The sequence below is a fragment of the Brevundimonas sp. NPDC055311 genome, assembly GCF_053645695.1.
Window position 1 is genome coordinate 237,298 of sequence record NZ_JBSHMV010000003.1, and the last position, 16,602, is coordinate 253,899.

The 16,602-nt window shown below is 66.7% G+C and carries 17 protein-coding genes; 11 read left to right on the forward strand and 6 right to left on the reverse strand.

Features of this window, described 5'->3' with window-relative positions:
- The first annotated feature begins 63 nt into the window (after positions 1 to 63).
- The 3 genes from ACWIDZ_RS12290 (at position 64) to ACWIDZ_RS12300 (ending at position 2,255) form a co-directional block, all read left to right on the forward strand.
- The gene (locus tag ACWIDZ_RS12290; protein WP_453989325.1) at positions 64 to 1,029 is read left to right on the forward strand and encodes a M28 family peptidase; all 966 of its coding nucleotides are present in this window, start codon (positions 64 to 66) and stop codon (positions 1,027 to 1,029) included.
- Positions 1,030 to 1,119: 90 nt separating this feature from the next.
- Positions 1,120 to 1,743: a methyltransferase family protein gene (locus ACWIDZ_RS12295; RefSeq protein ID WP_453989327.1), complete on the forward strand. Its 624-nt coding sequence runs from the start codon at positions 1,120 to 1,122 to the stop codon at positions 1,741 to 1,743.
- The gene (locus ACWIDZ_RS12300; protein WP_453989329.1) at positions 1,740 to 2,255 is read left to right on the forward strand and encodes a hypothetical protein; all 516 of its coding nucleotides are present in this window, start codon (positions 1,740 to 1,742) and stop codon (positions 2,253 to 2,255) included. Before ACWIDZ_RS12295 ends, ACWIDZ_RS12300 begins: the two co-directional genes overlap by 4 nt.
- A 24-nt stretch (positions 2,256 to 2,279) precedes the next feature.
- Here the strand turns inward: ACWIDZ_RS12300 and ACWIDZ_RS12305 are convergent, their stop codons facing one another.
- The gene (locus tag ACWIDZ_RS12305; protein WP_291781567.1) at positions 2,280 to 2,744 is read right to left on the reverse strand and encodes a peptidylprolyl isomerase; all 465 of its coding nucleotides are present in this window, start codon (positions 2,742 to 2,744) and stop codon (positions 2,280 to 2,282) included.
- An 80-nt stretch (positions 2,745 to 2,824) separates the two neighbouring features.
- On the opposite strand from ACWIDZ_RS12305, the gene ACWIDZ_RS12310 reads away from it, so the two are divergent.
- Positions 2,825 to 3,547 carry an RlmE family RNA methyltransferase gene (locus tag ACWIDZ_RS12310; protein ID WP_291781570.1) on the forward strand — a complete coding sequence of 241 codons (723 nt, stop codon included), beginning with the start codon at positions 2,825 to 2,827 and terminating at the stop codon, positions 3,545 to 3,547.
- Between the two features lie 185 nt (positions 3,548 to 3,732).
- Here ACWIDZ_RS12310 and ACWIDZ_RS12315 read toward each other — a convergent pair whose 3' ends face one another.
- A complete protein-coding gene (locus ACWIDZ_RS12315; RefSeq protein ID WP_338575954.1) occupies positions 3,733 to 4,293 on the reverse strand; it encodes a DUF2061 domain-containing protein in 561 nt (186 codons plus the stop codon).
- Positions 4,294 to 4,421: 128 nt separating this feature from the next.
- On the opposite strand from ACWIDZ_RS12315, the gene guaB reads away from it, so the two are divergent.
- From guaB to ACWIDZ_RS12345, 6 genes are all read left to right on the forward strand, one after another.
- On the forward strand, positions 4,422 to 5,882 hold the full coding sequence (gene guaB, locus ACWIDZ_RS12320) for an IMP dehydrogenase (protein ID WP_003164492.1): 1,461 nt from the start codon (positions 4,422 to 4,424) through the stop codon (positions 5,880 to 5,882).
- 65 nt (positions 5,883 to 5,947) lie between these two features.
- Positions 5,948 to 6,346 (forward strand): MAPEG family protein, encoded by a 399-nt coding sequence (locus tag ACWIDZ_RS12325; RefSeq protein ID WP_453989330.1) that lies wholly within the window; start codon positions 5,948 to 5,950, stop codon positions 6,344 to 6,346.
- Position 6,347: 1 nt separating this feature from the next.
- The gene (locus ACWIDZ_RS12330) at positions 6,348 to 7,643 is read left to right on the forward strand and encodes an RsmB/NOP family class I SAM-dependent RNA methyltransferase (protein ID WP_453989331.1); all 1,296 of its coding nucleotides are present in this window, start codon (positions 6,348 to 6,350) and stop codon (positions 7,641 to 7,643) included.
- The gene (locus ACWIDZ_RS12335; RefSeq protein ID WP_453989332.1) at positions 7,640 to 8,335 is read left to right on the forward strand and encodes a 5'-methylthioadenosine/S-adenosylhomocysteine nucleosidase; all 696 of its coding nucleotides are present in this window, start codon (positions 7,640 to 7,642) and stop codon (positions 8,333 to 8,335) included. Before ACWIDZ_RS12330 ends, ACWIDZ_RS12335 begins: the two co-directional genes overlap by 4 nt.
- Positions 8,332 to 9,894: a glutamine-hydrolyzing GMP synthase gene (gene guaA, locus ACWIDZ_RS12340; protein WP_453989333.1), complete on the forward strand. Its 1,563-nt coding sequence runs from the start codon at positions 8,332 to 8,334 to the stop codon at positions 9,892 to 9,894. The genes ACWIDZ_RS12335 and guaA overlap by 4 nt, the downstream gene beginning before the upstream one ends.
- A gap of 290 nt (positions 9,895 to 10,184) precedes the next feature.
- A complete protein-coding gene (locus ACWIDZ_RS12345; protein WP_453989334.1) occupies positions 10,185 to 11,450 on the forward strand; it encodes a tyrosine-type recombinase/integrase in 1,266 nt (421 codons plus the stop codon).
- On the opposite strand, the gene ACWIDZ_RS12350 is transcribed toward ACWIDZ_RS12345, so the two are convergent.
- Positions 11,422 to 11,829, reverse strand: a complete 408-nt coding sequence (locus tag ACWIDZ_RS12350; RefSeq protein ID WP_453989335.1) for a TonB-dependent receptor plug domain-containing protein — start codon at positions 11,827 to 11,829, stop codon at positions 11,422 to 11,424. The genes ACWIDZ_RS12345 and ACWIDZ_RS12350 overlap by 29 nt on opposite strands.
- A 188-nt stretch (positions 11,830 to 12,017) precedes the next feature.
- Between ACWIDZ_RS12350 and ACWIDZ_RS12355 the strand changes: the two genes are divergently transcribed.
- Positions 12,018 to 12,662: a TetR/AcrR family transcriptional regulator gene (locus ACWIDZ_RS12355; protein WP_269300236.1), complete on the forward strand. Its 645-nt coding sequence runs from the start codon at positions 12,018 to 12,020 to the stop codon at positions 12,660 to 12,662.
- A 15-nt stretch (positions 12,663 to 12,677) separates the two neighbouring features.
- Here the strand turns inward: ACWIDZ_RS12355 and ACWIDZ_RS12360 are convergent, their stop codons facing one another.
- From ACWIDZ_RS12360 to ACWIDZ_RS12370, 3 genes are read right to left on the reverse strand one after another with little or no spacing between them, the layout of a single operon-like run.
- A complete protein-coding gene (locus ACWIDZ_RS12360; protein WP_453989336.1) occupies positions 12,678 to 14,075 on the reverse strand; it encodes an aldehyde dehydrogenase family protein in 1,398 nt (465 codons plus the stop codon).
- Positions 14,066 to 15,211, reverse strand: coding sequence for an SO2930 family diheme c-type cytochrome (locus ACWIDZ_RS12365; protein ID WP_453989337.1), 1,146 nt, complete (start codon positions 15,209 to 15,211; stop codon positions 14,066 to 14,068). Before ACWIDZ_RS12365 ends, ACWIDZ_RS12360 begins: the two co-directional genes overlap by 10 nt.
- 8 nt (positions 15,212 to 15,219) lie before the next feature.
- Positions 15,220 to 16,458, reverse strand: a complete 1,239-nt coding sequence (locus ACWIDZ_RS12370; RefSeq protein ID WP_338575886.1) for a parallel beta-helix domain-containing protein — start codon at positions 16,456 to 16,458, stop codon at positions 15,220 to 15,222.
- Positions 16,459 to 16,602: the final 144 nt, after the last annotated feature.

The following is a 16,602-nucleotide window of genomic DNA, read 5'->3' on the forward strand; positions in this document are numbered from 1 at the left end:
ATCTGACGCGGCGGCCGGGGGCCGCTAGCGTCGCGCCTCAAAGATTCCTGCCGGAGCCCCTCCATGCGTCCTGTCCTCGTCAGCCTGTCCGTGATCGCCGCCGCCCTGACGCTGGCCGCCTGTGAGACGACGACCGCGCCTGTGGTCGAGACGCCCGCTGTCGAGGCGCCGCCGTCGGGCGATTACGCCCAGTTGATGGACGACCTGCGCATCCTGTCGGCGGACGACATGCAGGGGCGCGACACCGGCTCGGAGGGCGGAGCCAAGGCTCGCGACTACATCGTCGGGCGGCTGGAGGCGTTGGGCGTGCAGCCTTCGCCCATGGGGCGTCTTCAGCCGTGGGAGATGCTGGGCCGCACGCGCGAGGGGACAAAGACCTATAACGGGACCAACATCATCGGCGTGATCCCCGGCACGCGCGTCGCCGACAAATACATCGTGGTGACGGCCCACTATGACCACGTCGGGGTCAACGACGGCCAGGTCTTCAACGGCGCGGACGACAACGCCTCGGGCGTGGCGACCATGCTGGAGCTGGCCAGGCGGCTGAAGGCCAACCCGCCCGAGCACAGCGTGCTGATCGTGGCGCTGGACGGCGAGGAGCGCGGCCTGCTGGGCGCCAAGCATTTCGTCGAGGCGCCGCCGGTGCCGCTGCACGCGATTTCGATGAACCTGAACTTCGACATGACGGCGCGCGCCGACAGCGACGGCAAGCTGTGGGTGACGGGGACGTATCAGCATCCCTATTTCCGCCCGGTGCTGGATCAGGTTCCGGCGCGCCGGAACGTCGCCTTCGCCTTCGGCAAGGACACGCCCGAGGACAAGGGCGCCGACAACTGGGTCGAGGCGTCGGACCACGCCGCCTTCCACCGCGCGGGCCTGCCGTTCCTCTATTTCGGGGTGAATTATCACCCGGACTATCACCGCCCCAGCGACGACTTCGAGAAGGTCAATCCGGCGGTGTTCCAGGACTCGACGGAATTGGCGATCGGCGGCTTCCGGGCGCTGGACCGGTGGCTGGACCAGTGACGACTGTCGCAAAACGCTTGCAAAGATAGGCCTTGAAAGCGCCGTCAGAGCGGCGTTCTGTCGCACCCCTCACCAGTCGAGGAAATTTAGATGTCGGCGACGCAAGGGTTTGACCTCCAACGGGTGCAGAAGCTGCGCAAGGCGGCGCTGCTGGTCGGATTGATCGGCGTGGTCGGACTGGCCTTCGTCAGCCGATCGATCGGCGGCGAAACGGTGCTGCACGAAGGACTGGAGGCGTTCGGCCTGGGCCTGATCGTCGTCTGCATCGTCGGGCGGGCCTGGTGCTCCCTCTATATCGGCGGGCGCAAGAAGGCCGAGATCGTGGATCGCGGACCCTATTCGATCAGCCGTAACCCGCTGTATATCTTCAGCTTCATGGGGGCGTTCGGCGTGGGGGCGCAGACGGGCAGCGTGACTCTGGCGACCATCTTCCTGTTGCTGACGGTGGCGGTCTTCTACGCTACGGTGAAGCGCGAGGAGGTCTGGCTGGCGGGCGCCTTCGGCCAGACCTATGCGGACTATTGCGCGCGGACGCCGCGCTTCGGGCCGGACTTCTCCAAATGGCGCGACGCCGACAGCCTGGAGGTGCGTCCGCAGTTCTTCCTGACGACGCTGCGCGACGGCCTGGTCTTCCTGCTGGCCGTGCCGCTGTTCGAGTCGGTCGAGCGGTTGCAGGATTTGGGTTGGCTGTCGGCCCTGGTGCGCCTGCCTTGAGGGCATTGCCGATCCTGCTGGCGGGGGCGCTGGCCCTGACGGCCGCTTCCTGCGAACGCGGCGCGGCACCCGACAAGGCCACGCAGGCGGCCGTCTTCAAGCACGACCTGCCGGAGGACGTGTCCGGCTATTACATCCCCACGACGGCGGTGCAGGTCGGCGACTGGCGGCTGCATCACCTGTTCATGGGCCAGGTGCCCGACTTCATGGCCTGGCGCGACGGGCAGCGGGCGGCGGGCTTTGCGCCGATCATGATGGAGTTCGAGGCTGGCGATAAGACGCGGCGCACGCGGCTGATTCCGACGGCCTATGACGTCACCGAGACGCGTGTGCGCTTCCAGGCGACGTCGCGGGAGCTGGGGGCGGTGTCGTTCGAGGGAAGGCTCGACCAGGATGCGCTGGCGAAGGCGCGGCGCAATCTGGGAGATCAGGGCGTGGTCCTGAAAGGGAGGCTGAAGGTCGGGGGCCGGACCTTCGACGGGGTGTCGATGCGGTGGTGGGCGGGGGACTGATCCCCCGCCGCTGATACCTGATCCTTAGGCGACGGTCGCCTTGACGATCTTGCCCGGAGCGCGGGGCGGTTCGCCCTTCGGCAGGGCGTCGACGTGATCCATGCCTTCGATCACTTCGCCCCAGACGGTGTACTGGCCGTCCAGGAAGCGGGCATCGTCGAAGCAGATGAAGAACTGCGAGTTGGCGCTGTCCGGGTTGGCGGTGCGGGCCATGGAGCAGACGCCGCGGACGTGCGGCTCCTTCGAGAATTCCTGCTTCAGGTTCGGCTTGGACGAGCCCGAGGTGCCGGTGCCCGTCGGGTCGCCGCCCTGGGCCATGAAGCCCGGAATCACGCGGTGGAAGACCACGCCGTCGTAGAAGCCTTCCTTGGCCAGGTCGGTGATCTGCTTGACGTGGTTGGGCGCCAGGTCGTCGCGCAGCTTGATCACGACGTTGCGTTCGGCGCCGTCGCCGGTGTCCAGGGTGAAGGTCAGGGTTTGGTCGGCCATCGTGCGCTCCTTGAGGTTATGCGAGCCGGAATTGTGCGCGGGTCATAGCGGCTCAACGCCGTCAGGGCTATGTGGGAAGCATGAGTGAAGACGAAAAGCCCGCCGACAAGCCTCAGGAACGCCGCCGCATGGTGCGTCTGCCCTCGGGCGGCACGGCGGCCGGGCGCAAGGTCGGCCAGAAGATCAAGACGGCCGACAAGAAGACCCTGTCCAGCCAGGCCTGGATCAAGCGTCAGCTGTCGGACGAATGGTCCGACCGTGCGCGGGCCGAGGGCTGGCGCAGCCGCGCGGCTTTCAAGCTGATGGAGATCGACGACAAGTTCCGCCTGATCAAGCGCGGCTCGCGGGTCATCGACCTGGGCGCGGCGCCGGGCGGTTGGGTGCAGGTGGCGCTGGATCGCGGCGCGGCGGCGGTGGCGGGCGTGGACCTGCTGATGATCGAGCCGATTCCGGGCGCGACGCTGATTCAGGCGGACTTCACCGATCCGGGCGTGGATCAGCAGATGCTGGACGCCATCGGCGGACCGCCGGACCTGGTGCTGTCGGACATGGCGCACAACACCATCGGCCATCGCCAAACCGACCACTTGAAGATCATCGCCCTGATCGAGATCGCGGCCGACTTCGCCATCCGCACCCTGAGGCCAGGGGGGAATTTCGTGTCGAAGAACTTCCAGGGCGGCGACGCCGGCGGCGTGCTGAAACGCCTGCGCGAGGAGTTCGAGACGGTGAAGTATGTGAAGCCCGAATCGAGCCGCAAGGGCAGCGCCGAGGTCTTCCTGGTGGCGCTGAACAAGCGTTAGGCCTTTCCCTTTTCCGCTCCCGTTTCCGTCTTCATCCTCAATATCCGCCGTCATCCTCGGGCTTGACCCGAGGATCCAGCCAGCCGCCTGCGTGACGTCGGCAAGGATGAGCGCGCCGCCGCACTGGATCCTCGGGTCAAGCCCGAGGATGACGGCGTGATTGTGGAACGCGACAGAGTATGCCGTTACGCCGACGCGCGCTCGGGTGCATTCGCCGCGCGGCGGGCGGCTTTCCTGGCCTCGATCCGCGTCCAGATGCGGTCGTGCAGGGTGAAGAAGATCGTCTGCACCAGCGGCTCGATGGTGCCGATGGCCAGGGCGATGCGGATGTCGCGCGTCAGGGCGAAGGCCACCAGAACCGCCACGGTGAAGTGCATGACGCCGTAGGTGACGGTCTTCAGCGCGATCTGCTTCAGGTTGCGGGGCAGGGCGTGGCTGTGGCCATGGTGGTTGTGGGCGCGGTTCTGCTCATGCGCGTCCATGACCTCCAGACGGGCGGTGAAGGCCTCGGCCGTCTCCTCGACGCCGGACAGCATCTTGCGGCGCTCGACCCGGTGCCAGACACGGTCGTGGACGGAATAGGCGATGGTCTGGAAGATCGGCTCGACCACCCCGACCGCCAGGGCCAGCCGCCAGTCGCGGGTCAGGGCGAAGGCCACCAGGATCGCCACGATCAGGTGCATGGCGCCGTAGCTCGCGATCTTGAGCGCCAGCCGTCTCGCCGTGTTGATCAAGATGCGAACCATTATCGGGAAATGCGGCCTCTCGCCGTCCGTTTCAAGGCAATTTCTCTTATATGCACGATAGCGCGGGCTTGGGGTTGCGGTTCCCCGCAAACGGGGGCTATACGCGGCCCGCAAAATGGAGGCTCCAAATGGAGATACGCGAAGGCCTAACCTTCGATGACGTTTTGCTCGAACCCGGTCCGTCCGAGGTCATGCCGGCTGATGTTGATGTCTCGACCCAGCTGACACGCGAAATCAAACTGAACATCCCGCTGCTGTCGTCCGCCATGGACACGGTGACGGAAAGTCGCCTGGCCATCGCCATGGCGCAGGCGGGCGGCATGGGCGTGCTGCACCGGAACATGACCATCGACGAGCAGGCCGAAGAGGTCCGCGCCGTCAAACGCTATGAAAGCGGCATGGTGGTGAACCCGGTCACGGTCGCCCCCGACACGACGCTGGGCGAAGTCCTCCAGATCGTCGAGCGCAAGAAGATCACCGGCTTCCCCGTGGTCGATCCCAAGAGCGGCAAGCTGGTCGGCATGCTGACCAACCGCGACATGCGCTTCGAGACGGACCTGAACCTCAAGGCCGCCGATCTGATGACGACCGGCGAGCTGATCACCCTGCGCGAAGGTTCGGCCGGGCGCGAGGCGGCGCGCGAACTGCTGCGCACCCGCAAGATCGAGCGGGTCATCGTGGTGGACGACGCCTATCGCGCCGTCGGCCTGATCACCATGAAGGACATCCAGAAGGCCCAGGCCTTCCCCAACGCCTGCAAGGACGAGCAGGGCCGTCTGCGCGTCGGCGCCGCCTCGACCGTCGGCGACGCCGGGTTCGAGCGGGCGATGGCGCTGGCCGATGCGGGCGCGGACGTGGTGGTGATCGACACCGCCCACGGCCACTCGGCCTCGGTCGCCCAGGTGGTCGAGCGCATCAAGCGCGAGAACAACCGCGTCCAGATCATCGCCGGCAACGTCGCCACCTATGACGCCACCCGCGCCCTGATCGACGCGGGCGCCGATGCGGTGAAGGTCGGCATCGGACCGGGCTCCATCTGCACCACCCGCATCGTCGCGGGCGTGGGCGTGCCGCAACTGACGGCCATCGTCGACGCCGCCCGCGCGGCGGAAGGCACGGGCGCCTCGGTCATCGCCGACGGCGGCATCAAGTTCTCGGGCGATCTGGCCAAGGCCATCGCGGCGGGCGCCAACGTCGCCATGATGGGCTCGATGTTCGCGGGCACGGACGAAAGCCCCGGCGAGGTCTTCCTGTATCAAGGCCGGTCCTACAAGTCGTATCGCGGCATGGGCTCGGTGGGCGCCATGGCGCGCGGCTCGGCCGACCGCTACTTCCAGAAGGAAGTCTCGTCCGAGAAGCTGGTCCCCGAAGGCATCGAGGGCCAGACGGCCTACAAGGGGCCGATCGCCCCGGTGGTGCATCAGCTGGTCGGGGGGCTGCGCGCCTCGATGGGCTATGTCGGCGGTGCCACCATCCCGGACTTCCAGGAACGCGCGCGCTTCGTCCGCATCACCAATGCGGGCCTTCGTGAGAGCCACGTCCACGACGTGATGATCACGCGCGAGGCGCCCAACTATCGTCAGGGCTGACCTGATCCGCTCCCGGCCCCGGTCGGGAGCGGTTTTGTTTTGGGCTAGCGGAACAGGAGACGGGCGTGACGACTGAACTCACCTATCTGGCGGCGACGCTGGCGCTCGCCCTGATCCAGATTCTGCTGCCCGCCTTCGCCCGGACGCGCGAGTTCGGCCTGTCGTGGAACGCCGGGGCGCGGGACACGACGCCCGAGGCGCACAGCCCCGTCGTCGGTCGTCTGGAGCGGGCGCAGGCCAATCTGTTCGAGACCCTGCCGCTGTTCATCGGCGCCGTGCTGATCGCCCAGGTCGCCGATCGGACCGGCGCGCTGACGGCGTGGGGCGCAGGCCTCTACTTCTGGGCGCGCGTCGCCTATATCCCGCTCTACGCCCTGGGCGTTCCCTATATCCGGTCGCTGGTTTGGCTGGTCTCGCTCGCGGGACTGGCGCTGTGCCTTCTGGCCCTTTTCATCCGAGTCTGATTTGACCCCAGCCGCCCGTCTGGCCGCCGCCGCCGCCATCCTCGACAGCATCGCCCAGGGCCGCCAGCCCGCCGACGCCGTGCTCAAGGCCTGGAGCCAGCAGAACCGCTACGCCGGATCGCGCGACCGCCGCGCCATCGCCGAGCGCGTCTATCAGGTGCTGCGCGCACGCGGCCGCCTGTCGGCCTTCATGGGCGGACGTCAGGACGGGCGCGCCCTGGTGATCGGCGCCCTGTCGCTGCTGGACGGCGAGACGCTGGAGGAGATCGACGGCCTCTATAACGGCGAAGGCTATGGCCCGCGCCCCCTGTCCAAGCATGAGCGTGGCCGCATCGCGGCGCATGAGGACGCAGCCGATCTGGCCGAGGTCGCCCTGCCGGACTTCGTGACGGCGGACCTGAAGACGGTTCACGGCGACCGTTGGCGCGAAGAGGTCGAGGCCCTGAGCGGTCGCGCGCCGGTCGACCTGCGGGTCAATGGCTTGCGCGCCACGATGGAAGAGGTCGAGGCCGAACTGCGCGATGCCGGCCTGTCGCCCCAGCGCACGGAGTTGTCCGCCTGGGGCCTGCGTCTGGACGCCGAGCTCGCGCCGAACGTGCAGCCGCTGGACGGCTTCCAGAACGGTCATTTCGAGATTCAGGACGAGGCCAGTCAGGTCGTCGGCTGGCTGTCGGGCGCCTTCCCCGGCGCGACGGTGGTGGACTACTGCGCGGGCGGCGGCGGCAAGACGCTGGGTCTGGTGCAGGCCATGCAGGGGCAGGGGGCGCTGATCGCCTGCGACGTCTCGGCCAAGCGTCTGGACAATGTGAAGCCGCGCCTGGCGCGCGCGGGCGTGGAGGCCGACCTGCGCCTGCTGGGCACGAACGGCGGCGGCGTCGAGGATTTGAACGGCCAGGCCGATATGGTGTTGGTCGACGCGCCGTGCTCGGGCTCGGGCGCCTGGCGGCGTCGGCCGGAGGACATCTGGCGCCTGACGCCCGAAGAGGTCGCGCGCCTGCACGCGTTGCAGGTCCGTATTCTGGGGCAGGCGACCAAGCTGGTGCGGCCGGGCGGCCGTCTGGCCTATGTCACCTGCTCGGTGCTGGGCGCGGAGAATGAGGCCACGGCCGCTGCCTTCGAAGCCGCGCACGCGGACTTCAAGCCCGTCCCCGTCGGCGATGCGGCGCACAGCGCGGACCTGACCGAGGCGGGGCGCGAGCGCCTGACTGCGCTGGCGCAAGGAAATCGCCTGCGCCTGTCGCCCGCCGCCACCGGCACGGACGGCTTCTTCATCGCCCTGTATGAGCGCATCTCATGAGGCTGGAGCGCTACGGCGCCGTCACGGTCCTGCCGGTGATGGCGGCGCCGGCCGAGTATGGCGAATACCTGCGCGCCCGCATCGACCCGTTGATGACCGGCATCGGGCCGGTCGAGGGAGCGGTGGCGCTGACGACGGCCCTGGCGCGGCTGGAGGCGAGGGGAGAGGCGCCGGATCTGATCCTGTCGCTGGGCTCGTGCGGGTCGCGCGTGCTGGATCATGCGGCGGTCTATCAGGCGTCGTCCGTGGCCTATCGCGACATGGACGCCAGCGCCCTGGGGTTCGAGAAGGGGGTGACGCCGCTGCTGGACATGCCCGCCGTCCTGCCGCTGCCGTGCCCCACCCCTGACGTGCCGACCGCGCGCCTGTCGACCGGCGGAAACGTCGTCTCGGGCGCCGCCTATGACGCCATCGACGCCGAGATGGTGGACATGGAGACCTGGGCGCTGGTGCGGGCCGCCCAGACCTTCGGCCTGCCGCTGGTCGCGCTGCGCGGGGTGTCCGACGGCAAGGCCGAGCTGACGGGCCTGCACGACTGGACCTCGACCCTGCATCTGGTGGACGAGAACCTGGCGCGCGCCGTCGACGGCCTGATCGCGGTGCTGACGGATCACGGCCTCTCCGCCCTTGAAATTCCGGCCCTTCAGGGCCAAACCCTCGCCCAATCGCTCGCCCCGGATTCGACCTCATGACCCAGCCGACCCAACACCAGAAGGTGCTCATCGTCGATTTCGGCAGCCAGGTGACGCAGTTGATCGCGCGCCGTCTGCGGGAAGCCGGCGTCTATTGCGAAATCCACCCGTTCAACAAGGCGGGTGAAGCCCTGAAGGCGATGCAGCCGCAGGCCATCATCCTGTCGGGCGGCCCGAACTCGACGACCGAGGCGGACAGCCCGCGCGTCGACCGTTCCGTCTTCGACTATGGCGCGCCGATCCTCGGCATCTGCTACGGCGAGCAACTGATCTGCGCCGAGTTGGGCGGCAAGGTCGAGAGCGGCCACCACGCCGAGTTCGGCCGCGCCGAGATCGTCATCACCAAGGACAGCCCCCTGTTCGCGGGCATCGGCGCCCTCGACCATCGCGAGCCGGTGTGGATGAGCCACGGCGACCGCGTGACCGCCCTGCCGGAAGGCTTCCACGTCATCGCCACCTCGGAAGGCGCGCCCTTCGCCGCCATCGCCGATGAGACGCGCAAGATCTACGGCGTGCAGTTCCACCCCGAGGTGGTGCACACGCCGCGCGGCGCCCAACTGCTGAAGAACTTCACCCACGGCGTCGCGGGCCTGACCGGCGACTGGACCATGGCCGCCTATCGCGACGAGCAGATCGCCAAGATCCGCGAACAGGTCGGCGACGCCAAGGTCATCTGCGGCCTGTCGGGCGGGGTCGACTCATCGGTCGCCGCCGTGCTGATCCACGAAGCGATCGGCGACCAGCTGACCTGCGTCTTCGTCGACACCGGCCTGATGCGCAAGGGCGAGGCCGATCAGGTCACGACCCTGTTCCGCGAGCACTACAATATCCCGCTGGTGCACGTTGATGCGTCTAAGGAATTTCTCGGCGAGCTGGCCGGGATTTCCGACCCGGAAACCAAGCGCAAGACCATCGGCCGCGTCTTCATCGAGGTGTTCGACCGCGAGGCGAACAAGATCGAAGGCGCCGCCTTCCTGGCCCAGGGCACCCTCTATCCCGACGTGATCGAGAGCGTGTCCCCGACCGGCGGCCCCTCGCACGTGATCAAGAGCCACCACAACGTCGGCGGCCTGCCGGACTTCATGAAGCTGAAGCTGGTCGAACCCCTGCGTGAACTGTTCAAGGACGAAGTCCGCGCCCTGGGTCGCGAACTGGGCCTGACCGACGCCTTCGTCGGCCGCCACCCCTTCCCCGGACCGGGCCTGGCCATCCGCATCCCCGGCGAGATCACGCCCGACGCCGTCGCCACGCTGCAGGACGCGGACGCCATCTATCTGGACGAGATCCGCAAGGCGGGCCTGTACGACGACATCTGGCAGGCCTTCGCCGTGCTGCTGCCGGTCAAGACGGTCGGCGTCCAGGGCGACGCCCGCACCTATGAGAAGGTGCTGGCCCTGCGCGCCGTCACCTCGACCGACGGCATGACGGCCGACTTCTACCAGTTCCCCTGGGACGTCCTGGCCAAGACCGCCACGCGCATCATCAACGAAGTCCGCGGCGTCAACCGCGTCGTCTATGACGTGACGTCCAAGCCGCCCGGCACGATCGAGTGGGAATAATTCAGGCCTTTTGGGAGCTTTCGATATCGCTTCCGAAATGGCAGGTAAGTCGCTGACTAAAAAGTGAATTTTAACGAGACCCTTCGAAGCCTTTCGGAGGGTCTCGCTTTTGTGATGCCGACCCTTTTGACGGTATCACACGCCGTTGCCCGCGCGGCTTTGGGCTCATACCGTCAGGTCCCTGGCGACCTGCTGACGGTATTTTTCTCGACCAAGATACGGAAAGACAAGGAAAATACTCGCTCGAAAGCGCCCGATTTCAGCTCGCTCCAGCGTGAGGGGATTTTACCGTGCTTACCGATGCCGCGCTCAAGAATTTGAAGCCAAAATCAAAAGCTTACAAGAGTACCGACAGGGACGGTTTGTACGCCTATGTTTCGCCCGGCGGGGCGATCTCGTTCCGGTACGACTACCGCTTCAACGGCCGGCGCGAGACGCTCACCCTTGGACGTTACGGACGCGGCGGGTTGAGCCTCGCCCAGGCCCGCGAACGACTGTTCGAGATCAAGCGGACGATCGCGGACGGCGTCTCGCCGGCGCTGGAGAAGCAGCGGGCCAAACGTCGCCTGAAGGAGGCTCACAGCTTCGAGCATGTCGCCCAGCGCTGGATGGACACTGCACCCATGGCGGACAGCACCCGAAATATGCGCCGGTCGATTTTCAATCGGGAAGTCCTGCCGCAATGGCGGACCCGGCTGCTCAGCGAGATCACGCCCGACGATCTCAGGGCGCATTGCAAGTCGATCGTCGATCGCGGGGCGCCCGCCACCGCCATCCACGTGCGGGACATCGTCAAGCAAATCTACGGCTGGGCCATCTTACATGGCGAGAAGATCGACAATCCGGCGGACGGCGTCGGCCCCGCGTCCATCGCCACCTTCCGGCCCCGGGATCGTAGTCTTTCGCCCAGCGAGATCCGGATCATGCTCAGCTTGCTGGGCGACATCGCCACCTTGCCGACCATCCGGCTCGGCCTGAAGTTCATCCTGCTCAGCATGGTGCGCAAGAGCGAGCTGCAGGACGGGACCTGGGACGAGGTGGATTTTGAGAACGCCGTCTGGTCCATTCCCAAGGCGCGCATGAAGCGGTCGCGACCCCACAACGTCTACCTCTCGGCTCAGATGGTGGACATCCTGATTGCCCTGAAGACCTGCGCCGGGAATTCGAAATACCTCCTGCCGTCGCGCTACGACGCCGATGCGCCCATGTCGCGGGCGACGTTCAACCGGGTGACGACCGCCATAGCGGACCGCGCCAAGGCGCAGGGACTGCCGCTGGAGCCCTTCACCGTCCATGACCTGCGGCGGACGGCTTCAACCCTGCTGCACGAGATGGGCTTCAACTCGGATTGGATCGAGAAATGCCTCGCCCACGAGGAGCGCTCGTCGCGCGGGGTCTACAACAAGGCGGAGTTCGAGATGCAGCGCCGTCACATGGCGCAGCAGTGGTCGGACGCCGTCGAGGCGTGGGAGCAGGGGCGTTCGTTCTCGCCTGTCCTGGCGCCGCCGGAGACGGGCGCTCCACGCTTCAGCCCGGCCTTCTCGGCGTTAACTTGAAGGTGTCAGAAAATGAACTATGTTTCTGACAGGAACAAACCGATGCAGACCCTCGCCGAACAGCCGGGTCGGTGCCGACGCCGAAGTCCGACGTCGAGACCCCGCGAATGCTGTAGTTCGCCTGCGTCGGGCTGGTGTTCGATACGGACAGGCCGGGCACGAAGGCCGAGATGTCGCCCATATCGTCCGCCGCCAGCGACTCCAGGGTCCTGGCCGTGACCACGCTGACGGTGATCGGGACTTCCTGCAGGCTTTGTTCGCGCCGTTGTGCGGTGACGACGACGTCATCGAGCGTCGTGGCCTCCTGCGCCCCGACCTCCTGCGCTCTGGCCTCCTGCGCTCTGGCCAGACCCGACGTCGCCAGGGCGGCGAGCGCCACGCTCCCCGCAAGCGTCGCCTTCAGACAGTGCTCCATCCTGATCATCGCAGCCCCTCCCAAAGCCCCGTTTTCTCAAACTTTACGAAACAGAATAATATTCCGTTTGACAAGGGGCTGCGCGCCGATGTGGCTTACAGAAAGGCGTCCAGTCGTGTTAGACGGCCTGCGGATTGGAATGGAGGGCGGCAGTGACCTCGCGCGCGTCGCAAGAAATCATCACCACGCTGGAACGGCGCACCGCGCCGATGCAGCAACGTGCGCGCGATCGGATCACTCGCGTGTTGGCGGCGACCGAGAAGCTCCTGGCCTCGACCTCCGTCGATACGATCACCACCAGCGCCATTGCGGCTGAAGCCAATGTGCCGGTCAGTTCGATCTATCGCTATTTCCCGAACGTCTTCGCCATCTACAAGGAGTTGTTCGAGACTCTGGTGGCGCAACTGCACGCTCGCATCGCCGAGATCATGGAGAACCCTCGGTTCACGTCGTGGCGCGAGCGCCATCTGCAGGTCATGCTGGCCCTGCGCAAGACGTTGGACGAGGACCCCGCCTATCGCCCCCTGTTCCATCTGATGCTGACGACGCGCGAACTGCGCATCGTCAAGGAACAGGCCAACGCCCAGATCGCGGCCTATCTGGCGGCGCGGTGGGAGCAGGGGCTGGACGGCTTCCATGACGGCGCGCCCCTGGCCGTCGCCCGCATGGCCACCGAGATTTTCACCTCATTCGAAACCCTGACCAGCGGCGAGGCCCAGTCGGAATGGACCGACCGTCTGTTCGCGGAGGCGACCGTGGCGCTGGAGCGTTATCTCTCGGCCTATCTGCAGGACTGATCCGGCGCAGACGGCTCAGGCCATGCGCCGGAAAAGCGCCAGCTTGCCCTTGGTGAAGGGCGGATAGCGGATGCTGGCGTCCAGGGCGAAGCCGCGCTTCAGCACGGCGCGCCGGTGGCTGAAGGCCTCGAAGCTGTAGCGTCCGTGGTAGGCGCCCATGCCGCTGGCCCCCACGCCTCCGAACGGCAGGTTCGGATTGGCCATGAAGATCACGGCGTCGTTGATGGTCGCCGAGCCGGATCGCGTCGAGGCGATGATCCGGTCCGCCGTCGTCTTGTTCCGGGTGAAAGCGTAGAGCGCCAGCGCGGGCGCGCGGGCGTTGATGGCCGCCAGGGGTTCGTCCAGCGTCTGATAGGGCAGGACCGGCAGGATCGGGCCGAAGATCTCCTCGGCCATCACCGGCGCATCGGCCGCGACATCCGTCAGGATGGTGGGCGCGACATAGCAGCCGTCGACATCGGCCTGGCCGCCCGTGACGGCGCGGCCGTCGGCCAGCAGCTTTTGCAGGCGCGCGGCGTGGCGCGCATTGATGATGCGGCCGTAGTCGGGGCTTTGCCGAGGGTCGGCGCCGAACATGGTCGTGACGGCGCGCTTCAACTCGTCCAGGAGCCGAGCCTCGACCGAGGCGGCGACATAGACGTGATCCGGCGCCACGCAGATCTGGCCCGCGTTCAGGAAGCGGCCCCAGACGATGCGCCGGGCGGCTACCGTCAGGTCGGCGGTCTCATCGACGATGCAGGGGTTCTGACCGCCCAGCTCCAGCACGACCGGGGTCAGGTGACGAGCCGCCGCCGCCATGACGATCCGGCCGACCCGTTCGCCGCCGGTGTAGAAGATCAGGTCGAACTGCTGATCCAGCAGGGCCTTGGAGACGGCGGCGTCCCCTTCGACCACGGCGAAGGCGCGCGGGTCCAGATAGCGTTCGACCAGTCGTTTCAGCAGGGCCGAGGACTGGACCGCCATCTCCGAAGGCTTGATGATGGCGCAATTGCCCGCCGCGATGGCGCCGACCAGGGGGGCCAGAACCAGCTGGAAGGGATAGTTCCACGCCCCGATGATCAGGGTCACGCCGTAGGGCGCCGCCTCGATGAAGCTCTTTCCGGGCTGGATCGCCAGGGGGGTGCCGGTCCGCTGGGGGCGGCTCCAGCGGGCGACCTGTTTGCGCGCGAGCGCCGCCTCGCTGGAGACCAGATCGATCTCGGCGGTGCAGGCCTCGGCGAACGGCTTGCCCAGATCAGCTTTCAGCGCAGCGGCGATCTCCGCCTCGTTCTCGACCATCATCCGTTCGAGAGCGGCGAGCTGGGCGCGACGCCAGGCCAGGTCGCGCGTCAGGCCGCTGTCGAAGGCGGCGCGCTGGCGCTCCATGATCGCGGCGATCTGAGGGTCAGGGGTCTGGGCCGCGTCTAACGACATGATCCCTCCAATGAATCGATCCAGGACCGGATCAGGGCCACGCCTTCGTCATGGCGGGTCGAGCGGCCGATCTCGGGCATCATGACGGCCGGATGGGTCGAGCCCATGCGGTAGGCGATGATGGATTCGTCCGCCTTGCCCGGCACGATGTCGAAGCGCAGGTTCCCCGTGCCCGCGCCCGCCGCGACGGGCAGTTTGCACAGGCCGGCGGACCCTGACAGCGGCGAGGCCGCGTCCAGGTAGAGCCCTGAGGTGGCGGCGGCCCCCTTGGGGTTGTGGCAATGGCCGCAGTTGACGTCGAGATAGGCCCTGGCGCGCGCCTCGGTCGGCGCGGCGGCGTCCGTCCAGGACACCTGAAGCGGCGCCTGACCCGGATCGGCGACGCCCTTCAGATAGCCCATGGCGGTGAGACGGCTCAGCTGGTTCTCCGACCCGTCCGAATAGGCGAAATCGCGGTTCAGCAGACGCGCCTTGGGGCCGATCGGCTGGATTTCGCGGGTGGCGACGTTGGTCGCATGGCAGGCGGAGCACTGGGTGGCGTTGGGAACGATGTAGGAGAAGGCTTCGTCCTTGCCGTCCTGACGGACCATCGTCAGGGGCACGACGGCGCCGATGCGATGCAGCACGGCGTCGGTCTGGGCGTCGTTCCACAGATAGGTCAGGGCGGTCCAACCCTCGGCCCTGCGGATCAGCAGGCGGGTCTCGATCATGCGGACCTGATTGAGCTTCAGGCCGTCGCCGGCATGGAATTGCGCCGGGTCGGCCTGTTGCAGCACCCGGCCCTTGGCGCCGGTCTGGTAGAAGAAGGTCTTGGTGATGACCGTGCCGACCGGGAAGGCCAGAGGGCCGTCCGCCGTATAGTCGGCCGCGACGCCGGGCGGCATCCAGATGGTCCGCAGCTTCTGCGCATAGTCGGTGAACAGCGGCGTGGTCAGGTCATAGGGCGTCACGCGCGCGCCCAGGATCAGAGCGCCGTCCGATACCTGGACCATGCCCCATTCCCGGAGCGACTTGGGGTTTTCGCTGTCGAAGTAGGTCGGTTCGGCCAGAGGCTGGGCCGGGGCGGAAGGCTTGGAGCAGCCTGCCGCTCCGATCAGGAGCAGCAGGCCGAGCGCGAGCAGACGAAGCGGGGTCATGGGCCGTGTCAGGCTGCGGGCAGGACGACGGGCGAGAGGCGGGGCAGGGTGCACCGGTGCGGCGTCATGTCGGTGTTCGGATTGGCGTATTTGTTCGGCCCGTCGACGTTCAGGATTCCGGCGTCGCCGTTGTCGATGCAGATGCGCAGCTCCGCCGGCAACTGGCCGTTCACCAGCCGCTTGGGATTGACGTAGCCGTCCCACAGGATGTCGGGGAAACGGCCGGTCGGACCGAATTTGGCGATGCGCAGGGCCTGGAATTCCATGCCGTCGGGCGCATTGCCGCCGCCGCTGAAGCGGTTGTCCTTGATCAGGATGGCCTCGGGATAGGGGTCGAAGTCGCCGCTCATGGCGCTGTCGGAATAGCCGGCGGAGAACAGGGCCGAGATGATGATGTTGGCCGTCTTGTTGTCGGCGATGTCGTTGTCGAAGATCTCGACCTGATCGTTGGAGTTGACGATCACGCCCGTGCCCGCAGGCACGCTGGCGACCGGGGTGCCCGCGTGGCCGAAGTTGCGCGTGTTGTTGGCGACGGCGCGGTTGTTGTAGACGCGCGTCCGATAGCCGGCCTGCTGAAGCTGGGGCATGTTGAAGACAAGGATGCCGCCGGTGTTGTTGGTGGCCAGGTTTTCATAGACGTCGGCGTCGATGCAGTTCTCGATCTCGATGCCGGCGACGTTGAACTCGGCCCGGTTGCGGCGGACCACCACATTCTGCGACTGGCCGACATAGATGCCGGCGTCGGAGGCGCCGATCGCCACGCTGTCTTCGATCAGGACGTTCTTGGTCTGGACGGGGTAGATGCCGTAGGCGCCGTTTTCCGTCTTGGGTCCCTGGGTCCATTCCGTGCGGACCTTGCGGACGATGATGTTCTCGCCCTTGTTGATCTTGATGGCGTCGCCCTTGGTGTCCTCGATCGCCAGGTTTTCAATGGTGAAATTACTGGCGGTGACCAGCAGGCCCTGAGCGCCGGCCGCCTGGTTGCGGAAGTTCAGGATGGTCTTGTCCATCCCCTGGCCGCGAATGGTCACCCCGTCGACCACCAGGCTCAACTCGGTGTCGATGGCGAAGACGCCGGCGGGGATTTCGATCACCGCGCCCGGCTTGGCGTCCATCAACAGCTCCATCAGTTCGTTCTGATAGGTTGTGTTCGCCTTCGCGAGGTCCGTGCCCTTCTCGGTCGGTTTCGACCCGCAGGCGCTCAGAAACAGTATCGCCGCGACCGGCAGCCAGATGCGCATTTTCATGATGTCCCCTCCAGAACGCTCGTGAGTGTTCACCCAGCCGGAGGTTTTCATAAGGTTCCTCTTGCCGCAAGAAGAAAATGAAACTGTTTCCGTTTTGAGCCCGTCAAACGAGTCATCGGGGTGATGTCGACCGCCTTCGACGCA